The sequence below is a fragment of the Pontibacter litorisediminis genome (assembly GCF_029360645.1).
GTDB lineage: Bacteria > Bacteroidota > Bacteroidia > Cytophagales > Hymenobacteraceae > Pontibacter > Pontibacter litorisediminis.
Window position 1 is genome coordinate 298,260 of sequence record NZ_JARDUA010000004.1, and the last position, 14,865, is coordinate 313,124.

A 14,865-nucleotide genomic window follows, 5' to 3' on the forward strand; every position below is an offset into this window, starting at 1 on the left:
GACTTAAGGCAATTTTACCTCTCCAGCCTATATCCCCCTACACCCACGGTGCAATAACGGCGTAAAAGGCCTCGTTTAAAAACAAATTCCGTAATTTTGCGGCTTCACCAACTATTAAGTGATATGATACATAATAGAAAGTGCTTTATTTTCTCATTAGTCATTTTTCTATTTATCGGCATTGGCCAACCAACTTTTGCACTGAACAACAACTCCGGCCAAGCCAAAGTACAGAAAGGCGAGGCATCGTGGTACGGCAGTCGTTACCACGGCAGGAAAACCAGCAGCGGCGAGCGCTACAACAAGAACGCCATGACCGCCGCGCACAAAACGCTTCCTTTCGGCACGAAAGTGAAAGTGACCAACCTCGATAACAACGAATTTGTTATCGTGCGCATCAACGACAGAGGCCCTTTCGTGGGCGATCGCATCATTGATGTGTCTGAGGCCGCAGCCCGCAAGCTTGATTTCCACAGCGAGGGTATTGGCAACGTGAAAATCGAGGTATTGGAGACCAAGGCTGACCTGGCTTCGGCTGTTGGGTTCTCATTCAATGCGCCATCCTATGCTAAAAACGAGCTTGATGCCGGTATAGACGCTGGTATCCTGCTAAGCGCGAGGTAAGGTGCGATGGCTGTAACAGCCTTCCTTTAATTTACTGGATTAAATTACCGCTTTAGAAGCGCGGTGCCTGTAGAGGCGCTGCGCTTTTGTTGTTTTAGTCTAAAAGTATTCTTGCTTCATCTATAAAAAGCTGTATTTAAGCTTTTAAGCCGTGGCCATACTTTGAGATATAAAATGGAATTGCTATACTTAGATACCGAAACCTAACTCTTTTAAACTTTAACTAACCTGCTATACTTTGAAAAGACGAAATTTCCTCGAATTGTCGGCCCTGGGGCTAGGGGGCTTAATGCTGCCTTCCATCCCCGTCTTCGGTAACACAGTTTCGCCAGAGCGCTTGCTGGAAACCGTTGACTCGGCCCTCAAAAAGAAGCTCGCCGACGTTGCCCTGAACACAGCCAAGTCCAAGGGTGCCTCTTATGCCGACGTGCGCATAGGCCGCTACCTGCAGCAGTACGTCTTCACCCGCGAAAAGCAGGTGCAGAATATCGTGAACGCCGAGTCTTACGGCGTGGGCGTGCGCGTGCTGGCCAACGGTACCTGGGGCTTTGCCGCCACTTCTGATGTAACCGACAAAGGCATTGCCAAAGCTGCTGAGCAGGCTGTGGCCATTGCCAAGGCCAATGCCAAGCTGCAAAAGGAGCCCGTGAAGCTGGCTCCGGTGAAAGGCTACGGCGAGGTAAGCTGGAGAACGCCTATCGAGAAGAATGCCTTTGAGGTGCCTGTGGGCGAGAAAGCCGACCTGCTGCTGGCGGCCAACGCCAAGGCAATGGACAACGGAGCCAATTTCGTTAACTCGGCCCTGTTCCAGGTGAACGAGCAGAAATACTTTGCCTCTACCGAAGGCTCTTACATCGACCAGGACATCCACCGCATCTGGCCGAACTTTACGGTTACGGCTGTGGATAAGGCCAGCGGCAAGTTCAGAACCCGCGAGGCGCTGAGCGCTCCGATGGGGATGGGCTGGGAGTATATGGTCCCGAAGGCATCTGAGAAGATAAAAGGTCCGGAAGGCACTGGCCTCACCGGCTACCGCTACGCTTACGACATGCTGGAGGATGCGGCTCTGGCCGCCAAGCAAGCCAGGGAAAAGCTGACGGCAAAATCGGTGATGGCAGGCAAGTATGACCTTATCCTTGATCCAAACCACTTGGGCCTGACAATACACGAATCTGTGGGGCACCCGCTGGAGCTGGACCGCGTGCTGGGTTACGAGGCTAACTATGCCGGTACCTCATTTGCCACGCTGGATAAGTGGAAGGGCAAGGACTTTAAGTATGGCTCCGACAAAGTGAACATCTTCGCCGATAAAACACAGCCAGGCTCGCTCGGCTACGTGGGTTGGGACGACGAAGGCGTGAAAACAAAGCAGTGGGACCTGATCAAGAACGGGGTGCTGGTGAACTACCAGGCCATTCGTGACCAGGCGCACATCATCAATGAGCCGGAGTCGCATGGCTGCTGCTACGCCGACAGCTGGAGCTCCGTGCAGTTCCAGCGTATGCCAAACGTGTCGCTGGCGCCGGGCAAGGAGAAGAAGAATGTGGATCAGTTGATAAGTGGTGTGGATAAAGGTATCTACATCGCGGGGCGCGGCTCCTACTCTATCGACCAGCAGCGCTACAACTTCCAGTTTGGCGGTACTACGTTCTATGAGATCAAAGGAGGTAAGATTGTCGGCCCATTGGAGGACGTGGCGTACCAGAGCAATACCCAGGAATTCTGGAACTCCTGCTCCGACATGTGCGACCAGAGCGACTACCGCCTGTTCGGCTCGTTCTTCGACGGCAAAGGGCAGCCAAGCCAGATCAGTGCGGTGTCGCACGGCTCTGCCCACACCCGCTTCGATGGCGTGAACGTGATCAACACGGCTAGAAAAATCTAGCGATTATTAGTTTAGAGTTAAAAGTTAATAGTTAAGAGTGGCAACAACAGAACTCTTGACTACAGGCGATAGGGAAAGCGGTATCAATCAAAATCCCACATAACTTTTAACTCATAACTCTCAACCCTTAACTATCCAAACATGGCAATATTAACGAAAGAAGAAGCTCAGGCGATACTGAAGAAAGCACTGGGTTTTTCGAAGGCTGATGAGTGTGAGATCACGCTCAACGGCAACACAGGCGGCAACATCCGCTACGCCAGAAACGAGGTATCCACGAGCGGTGCGGAAGAAAACATATCCATGGCGGTGGAGTCGCGATTCGGCAAGCGTTCCGGAGTGGCCACTATCAATGAGTTCGACGATGCGTCGCTGGAGAAAGTGATTCGCCGCTCGGAGGAGATCGCGCGCCTGGCGCCGGAGAGCCCAGAGTACGTGGAGTTGCTCGGGCCCCAGCAGTACATCACCACCAAGGCCCATTTCGACTCCACAGCCAAGATAGACCCGGCCTACAGAGCCGAGGCGGCCGCTAAAAGTATAAAAGCCGCTACCGCCAAAGGCCTGACGGCCGCCGGCTTCCTAGAGCACTACACCAACTTCACGGCCAAGATGAACAACAAGGGCCTGTTCGCTTATCATCCGTCTACGGTGGTGGACTTCTCGGTGACCATGCGTACCGAAGATGGCACCGGCTCCGGTTACGTAACCCAGGACTTCTCGGATGTGAGCAAGCTGGACACGGGCAAAGCCTCGCAGATAGCCGCTGATAAAGCCGCTAACTCACGCAACGCCCGTGCACTGGAGCCAGGCAAGTATACCGTTATCCTGGAGCCAGCCGCTTCGATAGACCTGCTGCAGAACATGTTCTACAACATGGACCAGCGGAACGCTGAGGAGGGCCGCAGCTTCCTGAGCAAGCCAGGCGGCAAGACCAAGGTAGGCGAGAAACTGGTGGATGAGCGCATCACGGTATACTCTGACCCAACGCACCTGGAGGTGCCCTCCTCGCCTTTCGCCGGCGATGGCCGTCCGCAGAAAAAAATCACCTGGATAGACAAAGGTGTGGTGAAGAACCTGTACAACACCCGCTTCTGGGCATCCAACAAAGGGGCTGTCTCCGTACCGCCCCCAGGCAACATGATCATGGAAGGCGGGAACCAGTCGCTGGAAGATATGATCAAGAGCACCAAGCGCGGCATATTGGTTACGCGCCTGTGGTACATCCGCTCCGTAGACCCGCAGACGCTGCTCTACACCGGCCTTACCCGCGACGGTACGTTCTACATTGAGAATGGCAAGATCATGTATCCGGTGAAGAACTTCCGCTTTAACGAAAGTCCGGTGATCATGCTCAACAACCTGGAGGCGTTGGGCAAGCCGCAGCGTATCAGCGGCAGCCTTATCCCGCCCATGAAGATCCGTGACTTTACGTTCACGAGCCTTTCGGATGCGGTATAATTGCTGCAGATCTATACTTCGGATGCCGTATGCAGCAGTGCTGTGTGCGGCATCTGTTTTCATACTGTAACGCTAAACGCTACACATTTAACTCTTAACTCCCCTAGTGCAACCCTTCACCTTTGTGCGCCTGCAATACCGCTCTGGCAACTGGGATACCGACCCGCGTATGCCGAGCAATCTACTGCACTCGCTTATCCAGTACACTACGGTGCCGGTAAACGAGCAGGAGAAGGTGGTGTCGTTGGAGAGCGCGGAGCTGTTTAACTACCCTTTCAGCTACCTGAGCGGGCACAAGCTGGTGCAGTTTAACCAGAAGGAGCGGCAGAACTTTGAGACCTACGTGAAGAATGGCGGCTTTGTATTTGTAGACGACTGCAACCACGACGTTGACGGGCTTTTTGCCAAGTCGTTTGAAGAGCAGATGCGGCAGATATTCGGGACAAATGCGCTGAAAAAGATCCCGAACAACCACAAGCTCTACCGCAGCTTCTTCACCTTTGAGGAAGGGCCGCCCACGACCAGCTTTGAGCTAAACGGCTGGGGCGATGACCTGGTGCACGATTACCTGAAGGCCATCGAGGTAAACGGGCGCATCGCCGTGCTCTACAGCAACAAAGACTATGGCTGTGAGTGGGACTATGACTTTAGAAACAAGCGCTGGCTGGCAGAGGATAACACTAAGTTCGGCGTCAACATCATCATGTATGCGCTTACCAGTTAGTGTTGCCGACCTCGCAGTGTGCGCAGCTCCTGCGAGTGCCTAACCATACTACCTAAGTATAAAATGACTGAACAAGACATAAAACACCTGCTGGCAAAGCTGCCCCGGCTAAAGCAGGAGATACAGAAAGTAATCGTGGGCCAGGAGGAGGTGCTCGACGAGGTGCTGATTACAATGATGGCCGGCGGGCACGGCCTGCTGGAAGGCGTGCCGGGCCTGGCCAAAACGCTGTTGGTGCGCACGCTCAGCAACGCCATGGATCTGGGCTTCCGCAGAATACAGTTCACGCCGGACCTGATGCCCACCGACATTCTGGGTACCGAGGTGCTGGAAGAGGACCATGCCACCGGCAAGCGCTTTTTCAAGTTCAATGAAGGGCCGATCTTCTCGAACATCGTGCTGGCCGACGAGATAAACCGCACGCCGCCCAAAACGCAGGCGGCGCTGCTGGAGGCCATGCAGGAGCACGAGGTAACGTATGCCGGTAAAACATACTTCCTGCCCAAGCCTTTCTTCCTGCTGGCCACCCAAAACCCTATTGAGCAGGCCGGCACTTACCCGCTGCCCGAAGCGCAGCTGGACCGCTTCCTGTTGTTCATCAAAATAAAGTACCCCACCGAGCAGGAGGAGCTAAACATTCTTTCCAGCACCACCGGCACAAGGCAGGCACAGGTGCAGCCTGTACTTAGCGGCGACGAGGTAATGCAGCTACGGCAGCTGGTACGTGAGGTAAGCATCAGCGAGGAGCTTCTCGGGTTTGTGAACCAGTTGGTACGCGCCACCCGCCCCGACAGCACATCTGTAGATTTTGTAAAACAGTATTGCCGCTGGGGAGCAGGCCCGAGAGCCGGGCAGGCACTTATACTTACCGCCAAAGCCCGGGCGCTGCTGCATGGCCGCTTTGCGGTAACTGCGGAGGATATTAAAACGATGGCTTACCCCGTGCTGCGCCACCGCGTGCTGGTAAACTTTGCCGCCGAGGCAGAGCGCATCACTCCTGACAAGGTGGTAGACGAGCTGCTGCAAAGTATAAAGCTGCCGAAGGCGGTGCTGGTGTAGGCCCTGCGGGCAATTAAGAATGACGAATTAAGAATTATGAATTGACAAATGGAGTGCGGACAACATGCTCTTTCGGATTTGCAATCCGAAAATATGGTACTGCAAGGATTTATAATCCGCACTAGCAAAGGCTAAAGCTACTACCTAATAAGCGGATTGCAAATCCGCTTATTAGGTAGTTCCGGATTGCAAATCCAGAACAGCAAAATCTGGAACAGCAGTAGAGAAAAACTGGCGCGGGTATCCAATCCGTGACGTAGGGTGGGTGTGAGTCTCCAGACTCGCTTGAATAACTAAAGCAGAAACAGATGGAAGAGACAGCAACTATAAAGCTGACGGAGGCAAGTACACAGCTCCTGAAGAAGATCGTGGGAGAAAGGATCTGCTACTTCTTTACCGAAAGTATAAAGGTACACGCTACCGATGGCAAGGTGCTGTACTGGGCGCCGGAGTTTGCACTGGGCCTCACCAAGAACAAGCGCGACCAAAGCTTTATCAACATCAGCGCCGATTACAGGCTCTCTGACAAGTCCTCTACCACCTACTATACTTTTGAGGTAGAGGAAAGCAATACTCCGCTTCGCTGCGAAAAGCTGCTGCAATCCGGGCGGCACTCGGAACTAAAGCTGCTGTCGTCGCCGGTGCTGATGATAGAGGTGTACCAGGACTGGAACCAGGAGTTCGACGAAACCATACACTATGACGCTGCCATTGTGTTCTACACCGACACCCGAAAGTACATGCTAAAAGTGCGCGAGGAGCTAATCGGTGGTGTGGATATCATACTGGACGAAGCGGCTATCGAAGATGAGCTAAGGGATCTGAAGTTGCGGCAGAGTTTGGTGTAGGTGGTTATTGGCCCTTTGAGTCTAGAGAAATGGTAATTAATATAAATCAGAAGAAGATAGCCTTTGAAGACAAGTACAGAATTTACGTCAATGGCAAACTATCACATTCTGCTTCAACTGAATTGATTAGCTTTCTACCTAGACTATACTTATTCAGTAATCAGAGTTCACGTGCTAGGCTCATCATGAAAAAGAGGTGGTCGTGGTTCAATACAAAGTATAGAGTTACTCTTTGGGACGGGAATGATATAAATTTTACAACAGTCTCACTCTGGAGATCTCATTACCAATGTCAGGAGGGAGTTAACCTTTATGATATCTATGGACACAAAGGCCGAAAACATTCTGTTTACAAAAATGATGTTCAGGTTGCTTGGTGGGATAAAGAAATGGTATCATGGTTTGAAGGCGATAACTACAAGCTAGTTGCTGATGATGATAGTGATTATGAATTGATTGTAGCTTTCTGCCTGATGCTTGACAATCAAAATAGCAGTAACGACAATGGTAACACAGTAATCATTGACTTTGGAAATATTGGCCCACAAGCAAAAGAGTTTAATTATGAGTGGAAGGCAAAGCAACTATCATAATTAGTCTTAACAATCTATAAACCCTGAAAATCCTGATTTACCCTTGACCACCCACAAATTCATCGACCCGAAGGTACTGGCTACCATAAAAGACCTGCCGCTGTTGGCGAAAACGGTGGTGGAAGGTTTTCTGGCGGGACAAAACCAGAGTTTGCGGCGTGGGGCAGGGCTGGAGTTTAGCCAGTACCGTAGCTACCAGCCCGGCGACGATCTGCGGCAGCTCGACTGGAAGATGTTTGCCCGCTCCGACCGCTACTACATCCGCGAGGCCGAGGTAGACACCAACATCACGGTGCGGTTTATACTGGATGGCAGCGCCTCAATGGCACACGAAGATGTAAACGGCATCAGCAAAATGGATTATGCACGGTTTCTGGTGGCCTCGCTGGCTTACCTGGCCACGACGCAGGGCGACGCGGTGGGGCTGTACGTGCTGCACGAGAACCAGCTCATCAACCTGACGCCGCGCTCCGACAACATGCACCTGCAGCGCTTCTGGCACCAGCTGGCCGAGGTAACCCCGCAGGGTAAGTTCCCGGGCATGGAGGTAGCCGCCAACCTGTTTGCCGACAGGCGGCAGAAGGAGCTAACTGTTTTTCTGTCGGATTTATATGAGCACGAGCACGAGATAAAGAACCTGCTGTACAAGCTGGGTGCGCAGGGGCACGAACTGCTGCTGGCCCACCTCATGAGCCGCAACGAACTTGACTTCAGCTACACCGGCACCCTCACCTTCGAGGACCTGGAAACGGGGCAAACGCTACAGGTGAGCAGTGCTTCGCAAAAGCAAGCCTATTTAGCCAAACAGCAGGAGTGGCTGCAGGATATAGAAAAAGACATGCGCAACCGCCAGATCGCCTACGACAGGTTTGTAACGGACGAGCCGCTGGACAAGGCGCTAAGGGCTTTCCTGCAAAAGCGGCTGCTTTACGGGTAATTTAGAATGAGCGATTGAGTGACTGAGTGGATGAAATAATATGAAGTACCCAATCATGGCGCGAGCGTCCTCGCTCGTGCCGGCTATAGTTGGGCCTCCGGCCCAGTTGAATTACAAACTCAACACCATTGTAAGGCACGAGTTGCAAACTCGCGCCAGCAAAAGGAGATGACAGCAACTATAAAATTTATGCTCTATCAAAAGCAATACTAAAATTCCCCTCCTTGGAGGGGTTAGGGGTGGGTTAATCGTCCCACAAACTAACAACTAATAACCAACAACTATAAACTTGACTTTCCTCGCACCATACTGGCTTTTTGCAGCGTCGGCTATACTTATCCCGATCGCCATTCACCTGTGGAACAAGCGGCAGGGGAAGACAGTGAAGGTGGGTAGTCTGCGCTGGCTGGAGGCCTCGGCGAGTAACCGCTGGAGCAGTATAAAGCTGAGCAACTTCTGGCTGCTGGTGCTGCGCTGCCTTATACTTATACTTTTAGCGGTGGCGCTGGCGCAGCCGGTGTGGGAGCGTCAGGCACAAAAGCAGCAGGGGAAAAGAGCAGTGGTCATCGGCGAAGAGCTGCTTTATACTTCCGCCCTTGCCCCTATCAAGCCAACCATCGACTCGCTGTTGCAGCGTGGCTATACCTTGCACAGGTATACACCAAACTTAGAGCAGATACCGCAGGAGGCTTGGCAGCAGATTAGCAATCGGACACAAGATAGCCTGGTAAGCAGCAAGTATAACTACTGGAGCCTGCTACCGGTCCTGGCAGCAAAGTATAAATCGCCCCAGGATAGCGTGTTGCTCCTTACCTCGGATCAGCAGCAGTATTTTGCAGGTACTCGCCCCGAAGCGGTTCCGCAGCACATCCGCTGGATTCCGGTTGCCACAGCCGCAAGTATCACCTGGCTGCAGGCTGCCACTCAAACCACACCCGATAGCCTGCTGCTTCTACTTGGCCACAGCTCCCGCGAGGGCACGAAGTACAGCAGGTACAGAACAGCCGCATCCGCACAAAGTATAAACCTGCCCGGCAACCAAAAGCTGCAGCTGCAACGCCAGCAGGACTCGTTACAGGCCACCAGCTCCGGCCATAGCAGCAAGGTAAAAATACAAGCCAAGCCGCTGCAGGTAGCCATACTTGCCGGTGAGGCGCAACAGGCGGAGGTACCCTACCTAAGCGCAGCGTTGCGGACTATCAGCAGCTACACTGGCTTGCCAATTCAGGTGAAAGCCGATTCCGCACAGGCCGATTGGATTTTCTGGCTGCGTAACGAGCCGCTGCCCCAAAGTATAAACCAACAGGCAAAGCAGGGGCTGCAGGTGTGGGTGCAGCAGGGGCAGGAGCCACAGCCGGTAAAAACCAGCCTGGCCGGAGCAGGCGGCACAGCTATCCAAGTGCACCAAATCAACCAACGCAAGCCACTGCAGCAAAACCAAGTATGGGCGGCAGCAAACGGAGAGCCGCTGCTTTATGCTCAGGAAATTGGCCAGGGCCGAATCTATACTTTCCGGAGTGGGTTTGCCCCAGCTTGGAGCGAACTGGGGCAGAGCGCGCAACTGCCCGAGCTACTGCTGCCACTGCTTTTGCCGCAACCGCAGGCAACCTACGACTACCGCGCGCTAGACGAGCAGCTGCTGCTGCCGGCAACCCGTGTGCAGGCAGCAGCAGCAAGTGCCGACGAAACCACCCGCGAGCCACTGTTAAAGTGGTTTGTTTTAGCGGCCTTTGTGTTATTTTTAATCGAGAGAATCATTGCCAGCAGGCGCAGCAGTCTATAAATGGCCATACCAGAGAGCATCCATACTTTACAGCGGATCCGCCGGCAGTACGTGCAGGCGAAGCTGTGGCTGTATGCCCTGCAGGCGCTAGCGGCAATACTGGTGGCGGTGGCCATACTTTGGCGCTGGAGGTTCGAGGCCCCTTTGCTGGCTGTAACGGCCTTTGGCATCCTGCTGTCCCCCGTTTTATACTTTATACTTCGCTGGAAATCGGTTTCGATGATTGGCTTGCAGCACGTAGCGCGCCACCTGAACCGGCAGTACCCGCAACTCGAGGACAGCACCGAACTGCTCCTGCAGGAGCCGCAAAACCTGCTGCAGCGGCTGCAGCAACAGAAAGTGGCGGCTATCCTTCAGGAGCTTCATCCGGAGAAGGTTTACACGCTGAAAGGCGCGCCCACGTATGTGGCGCTGGGGCTGGCATTGGTGCTTTCCGTAGGCATTTTATACTTGCCAGCGGCCCCGCTGGCGGCTCTCTCTCCAGATAAAGAAGTGGAGATTGCGTTCCCGGAGGCACCCGCCGCAGTTGCCGATACCGCTGCGCAGATCCAGAGTATAGACATCGCCATCACACCGCCCCGCTACACGGGCAAGCAAACCTACAAAGCCGAAAGTCCGAACCTGCGCGTGGAGGAGGGGGCTACCGTTACCTGGCGCATCCGCACCAGCAAACCTGCACAACTGCAGCTGGAGCTGAACGAGCAGCCGGAGCGGTTTAAGCAAAACCAGGGAGTTTATACTTTCTCGCGCAGCTTCACAGAGCCCGGCCTCTACACCATCAACCTGAACGGACAAAAGTCCGCTTTTTATACCCTGGAGATCATCCCCGACGAGGCCCCAGCCATCCAAATCAGCAAGCCGAAAGAGTACACCGAGATCCGGTTGGGCGAGCAGCAGCGGGTAACGCTACAGGCGCAGCTCACCGACGACTACGGCATCCGCGAAGCGAACATGGTCGCGACGGTAGCCAAGGGTAGCGGCGAGGCCGTGAAGTTCCGGGAGGAAAAGATCAAACTGAACCTAAGCGGCAACAGCCGCAACTACCGTGTCAGCCAAACACTCGACCTGCAACAGCTGGGCATGAGCTTCGGCGATGAGCTATACTTTTACCTGCAGGCCTGGGACAACCACCGCGGCTACACCCGCTCCGAAACCTACTTTGTGCAGATCGAGGACACCACCATCGTGGAGGCCGATTTCGACATGACGGCCGGCGTGAACCCGGTACCGGAGTACTTCCGTAGTCAGCGCCAGATTATCATCGATACGGAGAAGCTGATCAAGGAGCAGAAAAGCATCAGTAAAACAGCGTTTGAGGAGCGTTCTAATAACATCGGGGTAGACCAAAAGCTGCTGCGCCTGCGCTATGGCAAGTTCCTGGGCGAGGAGTTTGAGAGCGGCATCGGCCCGGGAGGCGGCATCCCCGAGGGAGCGGAGGAGCATGAGGAAGAAACGCATTTTGAAGGCGACGGACACGACCACCCGGAGTTCGAGAACCAGAACAGCCCCGAGGCTCTGCTGGACCCTTACCTGCACAAGCACGACATGGAAGAGGCCGCCACGATTTTTGAGCCTGCCGTGAAAGCCAAGCTGAAGGGCGCGCTGGCGCAGATGTGGGAGGCGGAGTTGCGGCTGCGCACGCACAAGCCCAAAGAAGCCCTGCCCTTCGAGTACAAAGCCCTGCGAATGCTGAAGGATGTGCAGCAGTCGCAGCGGGCGTATGTGGCTAAAACCGGCTTTGAGGCACCACCGCTAAAAGAGCCGGAGCTGCGCCTGACCGGAGAACTAAATAAGATCACGCCGCAGAACGGGCAGCAAAGTATAGACCAGCAACAGGAGCTACCGCATACACGTGCCACGCTAAGCTGGCTGGCCAAGTATAAACAGACGGGCAAGTATAACCTCGCCGATGCACAGCTGCTGGAAAAGGCAGGACAAGAGCTGGCGGAGCACGCCCTCAGCAACTCTGGCAAAAATTTAAAAGCGCTGCAGGATGTGCGGCAGCTGATCTCAGAAATAAAAGCAGGCAAAAAGCTTTGTGTCTCGTGTTTGGAGGCGGCAGAACAAGCCTGGGCGGAGCTACTGCCCCCAGCCAGGCAAACACCACAGCCAGGGCAGGCGGTGCGAAGCAAGCTGGCGGAGGAGTATAGGAAGCGGTTAGAGAATTAGAGAGTTTAGGAGTTAGAGAGTTGGGAAGTTAGAAGGTTAGAAAGTTAGGCAGTGCCGGGCCCAACCACCCCTGCCCCTCCTTGGCTTTTTCGAGGGCCCCTACCCCCAGGAGGGGAGCTATACTTGTTCCATAGCAGAGACAGTGGCTATCGGAATGATCCCAGCCTTTGGGTTGAGCGCCTTGTAAGATCCGGTGCCACGCTAGTGGCAGCGCCCTGGCGCAGGAGGGAACACAGCGCGATGCCCTTATCGAGGGCCCCTACCCCCAAGGCGAGCCCTCTCGGGCTGGAGAGCTCCACTGTTGGAGATGAAACTGTAGGTTTGTGGGAACTAGAGGATCAGCGGTGGCTAGTAAGGATAGCTTGTATCAAGCAAAGGGAAGCAGTGGCTTTGAAAGTATAAACTGAAGTATAAGAAGGCACAAGCCTGAAGACTTGCGCCATAAAATAATAAAAGGCACAGCCAAGAGAGAGGCAAAGAAACTATAACACAAGCATGATTCAGTTCCGCACCCATATCGGCTTACTCCAACACCTCCCCGGTATGCACTACCTGGAAGTGCCGCAGGAGGTAGTACAGGATTTGGGCACCCTCAACATCCGCCTGATCTGTAAGGTAAACAACACGCTAAACTTTCAGTGCGGGTTGATGGCGCTGGGCGAGGGCAGAGCCTATATCAGCATCAGTAAAAAGCGCATGCAGCAACTGGGCGTAGCGCTGCACGATGAGGTAACAGTAACACTGGAGAAAGACGACAGCCAATACGGCACCGAAATGCCTGCCGAAATGGAGGAGCTGCTGCAGCAGGACGAGGAGGGAAACAGGCGCTTTCTGCTGCTTAAGCCCGGCATGCAGCGCTACATGCTCAACCACGTGTCGGCGGTAAAAAGCCCGCAGCTGCGCGTGGACCGTGCCATCACTTTAATCGAGAACCTGAAAAAGCTGCCGGAGGGCAAGGAGAATTTCCGGGCCATGCTGGGCCTGCCCCCACGCTAATAAAATAAGATGATGCAACTAACCTGGCTTATAGCGATACCTGTGGTCCTGCTGCTCCTGTGGCTGGCCTGGCGCCGAACTAACCGGCAACGACTGCCGTGGCGGCTGTTGGCTAGCGCTGTGGCCGGAGTGAGCCTGGTGCTGCTGGTGTTTCCGCCCGTTACGCAGCAGGCCATCAGCCCCGGCACGGCTATACTTTTAACCAAGGGGTTTGAGACGGATTCCCTGGATGCCATGCTGCAAAGGCTGGAAGCAAAACCTACAGTTTATACTTATAAAACCACTTCGGATAAGGGCGAGGCCATACACTCCCTGCTAGAGTTGCAGCAGCGGCAACCGGGGCTGCAGACAGTGCATTTGCTGGGCTATGGGTTAGAGGAGGAGGAACTGGAGCAATTAAAGCACCTGCAACTGCTGCCTCACCTCACGCGCGCTCCGGCCGGGGTGCAGGCGGTAAGCTGGCCAGCAAGTATAAAATTGGGAGAAGCCGTGGAGGTGGCCGGCAAGTATGAATCCGCAGCAGCAAGTATAAAGCTGTACCTGCACGCCGCTGGCAAAGCACAGGATTCTGTAGAACTGGCCGCGGATAGCACCCACACCTTCCGCCTCCGCTACACCCCGAAAGTGCCAGGCCGCTATACTTATACTTTACTGGCGAATACCGATACGCTAGGGCAGGTGCCGGTGCAGGTGGAGCCACCGCAGGAGCTGGGGGTGCTGCTGCTGGCCTCCTCCCCTAACTTCGAGTTCAAGTTCCTGAAAAACCACCTGGCGGAGCTGCAGCACCGGGTAGCCTTGCGCACCACTATCAGCAAAGACCTGAGCCAGAGCGAATGGCTGAACATGCCCCGCACCGACCTCCGCCGCATCACCCCTAAACTGCTGCAGCGCTTCGACGTGGTGATAACCGAACCGGAGGCGCTGCAAAACATAAGTGCCGCCGAAAGAGATGCGCTGCAAAAAGCCGTGACAGAAAACGGGCTGGGCGTGCTAACCATTGCCACTGCGCCTGCTACGCATCGCAACACAGCCTTTTTTACAAACTTTAGGAGCAGCAGGGTATCACAGCAAAGCACCCGCAGCGCCCGCGCCAGTTGGGCCGGAGCCACAGAAGTTACTCTCACCGCCGCGCCTTACGCGTTGGCAGATGCCGCTGCATTAACAGCCTTGGTAGAGGAGCAGGGCAATAGCTTATTAGCCGGGGCAAAAACAGCGGGCTGGGGAAAAGTAGCCATGAGCCTGGTGCCGCAGACGTTCCCGTGGCAACTGGAGGGCAAGCCCGAAATATACGCCAGCTACTGGGCCAGCCTGCTGTCGGCGGTAGCCCGGGAGCAGGTGCAGGAGCGGTTCTGGCAGGTAGTGCAGCCGCAGATGCCGCAGCCCGGTAAGCCCGTTATACTTACTTTCACAGATTATGCTTCAGAAGGAGCAGTGCCCACAGCCGCCGTTACCAGTACAGCCGACACCACAAGTATAAACCTGCCGCTGGCGCAGCATACGCATCAGCCGGAGAAGTATAGCGGCACCTTCTGGCCCCACAGCAGCGGCTGGCATAAAGTGGAATCACCTAATGCCAAACCTTACTTTTTCTTTGTGCAGGATACCGTGGATTGGGCGTTTGAAAGCATCGCTACCAGACGAGCCGCCACGCAGGCTTTTGCCGCGCAGCAACATATAAGCCCTGCCGAGGCTTCGGTTGCTTATAAAGAAGAGCCGCTGCCACTGCTCTGGTTCTTTGTGCTGTTTGTGCTCAGCAGCGCGTTTCTGTGGCTAGAGGAGAAGTTGTAGT

At 54.5% G+C, this 14,865-nt stretch carries 12 protein-coding genes; all 12 read left to right on the forward strand.

Translation table 11 applies throughout. From position 1 onward, the window contains the following. Positions 1–123 precede the first annotated feature (123 nt). The 12 genes from PXG97_RS14740 (at position 124) to PXG97_RS14795 (ending at position 14,864) form a co-directional block, all read left to right on the forward strand. A complete protein-coding gene (locus PXG97_RS14740) occupies positions 124–624 on the forward strand; it encodes a septal ring lytic transglycosylase RlpA family protein (protein WP_276498543.1) in 501 nt (166 codons plus the stop codon). Positions 625–862: 238 nt separating this feature from the next. After that, complete coding sequence (locus PXG97_RS14745; RefSeq protein WP_276498544.1) at positions 863–2,509, forward strand: TldD/PmbA family protein; 1,647 nt, start codon at positions 863–865, stop codon at positions 2,507–2,509. Between the two features lie 141 nt (positions 2,510–2,650). After that, positions 2,651–3,967 carry a TldD/PmbA family protein gene (locus PXG97_RS14750; RefSeq protein WP_276498545.1) on the forward strand — a complete coding sequence of 439 codons (1,317 nt, stop codon included), beginning with the start codon at positions 2,651–2,653 and terminating at the stop codon, positions 3,965–3,967. Positions 3,968–4,073: 106 nt separating this feature from the next. Beyond that, positions 4,074–4,691, forward strand: coding sequence for a DUF4159 domain-containing protein (locus PXG97_RS14755; RefSeq protein WP_276498546.1), 618 nt, complete (start codon positions 4,074–4,076; stop codon positions 4,689–4,691). Between the two features lie 63 nt (positions 4,692–4,754). Further along, on the forward strand, positions 4,755–5,750 hold the full coding sequence (locus PXG97_RS14760) for an AAA family ATPase (RefSeq protein WP_276498547.1): 996 nt from the start codon (positions 4,755–4,757) through the stop codon (positions 5,748–5,750). Positions 5,751–6,058: 308 nt separating this feature from the next. After that, the gene (locus PXG97_RS14765) at positions 6,059–6,598 is read left to right on the forward strand and encodes a hypothetical protein (protein ID WP_276498548.1); all 540 of its coding nucleotides are present in this window, start codon (positions 6,059–6,061) and stop codon (positions 6,596–6,598) included. A 29-nt stretch (positions 6,599–6,627) separates the two neighbouring features. After that, positions 6,628–7,191, forward strand: coding sequence for an LURP-one-related family protein (locus tag PXG97_RS14770; protein ID WP_476745422.1), 564 nt, complete (start codon positions 6,628–6,630; stop codon positions 7,189–7,191). 43 nt (positions 7,192–7,234) lie between these two features. Then, entirely contained in the window at positions 7,235–8,128 is an 894-nt protein-coding gene (locus tag PXG97_RS14775; protein ID WP_276498550.1) for a DUF58 domain-containing protein, read from the forward strand. Between the two features lie 289 nt (positions 8,129–8,417). After that, on the forward strand, positions 8,418–9,911 hold the full coding sequence (locus tag PXG97_RS14780) for a BatA domain-containing protein (RefSeq protein ID WP_276498551.1): 1,494 nt from the start codon (positions 8,418–8,420) through the stop codon (positions 9,909–9,911). Further along, positions 9,912–12,080, forward strand: coding sequence for a DUF4175 family protein (locus PXG97_RS14785; protein WP_276498552.1), 2,169 nt, complete (start codon positions 9,912–9,914; stop codon positions 12,078–12,080). A 543-nt stretch (positions 12,081–12,623) separates the two neighbouring features. Beyond that, positions 12,624–13,076 carry a DUF1905 domain-containing protein gene (locus tag PXG97_RS14790; protein WP_276498553.1) on the forward strand — a complete coding sequence of 151 codons (453 nt, stop codon included), beginning with the start codon at positions 12,624–12,626 and terminating at the stop codon, positions 13,074–13,076. A 9-nt stretch (positions 13,077–13,085) separates the two neighbouring features. Continuing rightward, positions 13,086–14,864: a hypothetical protein gene (locus PXG97_RS14795; RefSeq protein WP_276498554.1), complete on the forward strand. Its 1,779-nt coding sequence runs from the start codon at positions 13,086–13,088 to the stop codon at positions 14,862–14,864. Position 14,865 lies beyond the last annotated feature (1 nt).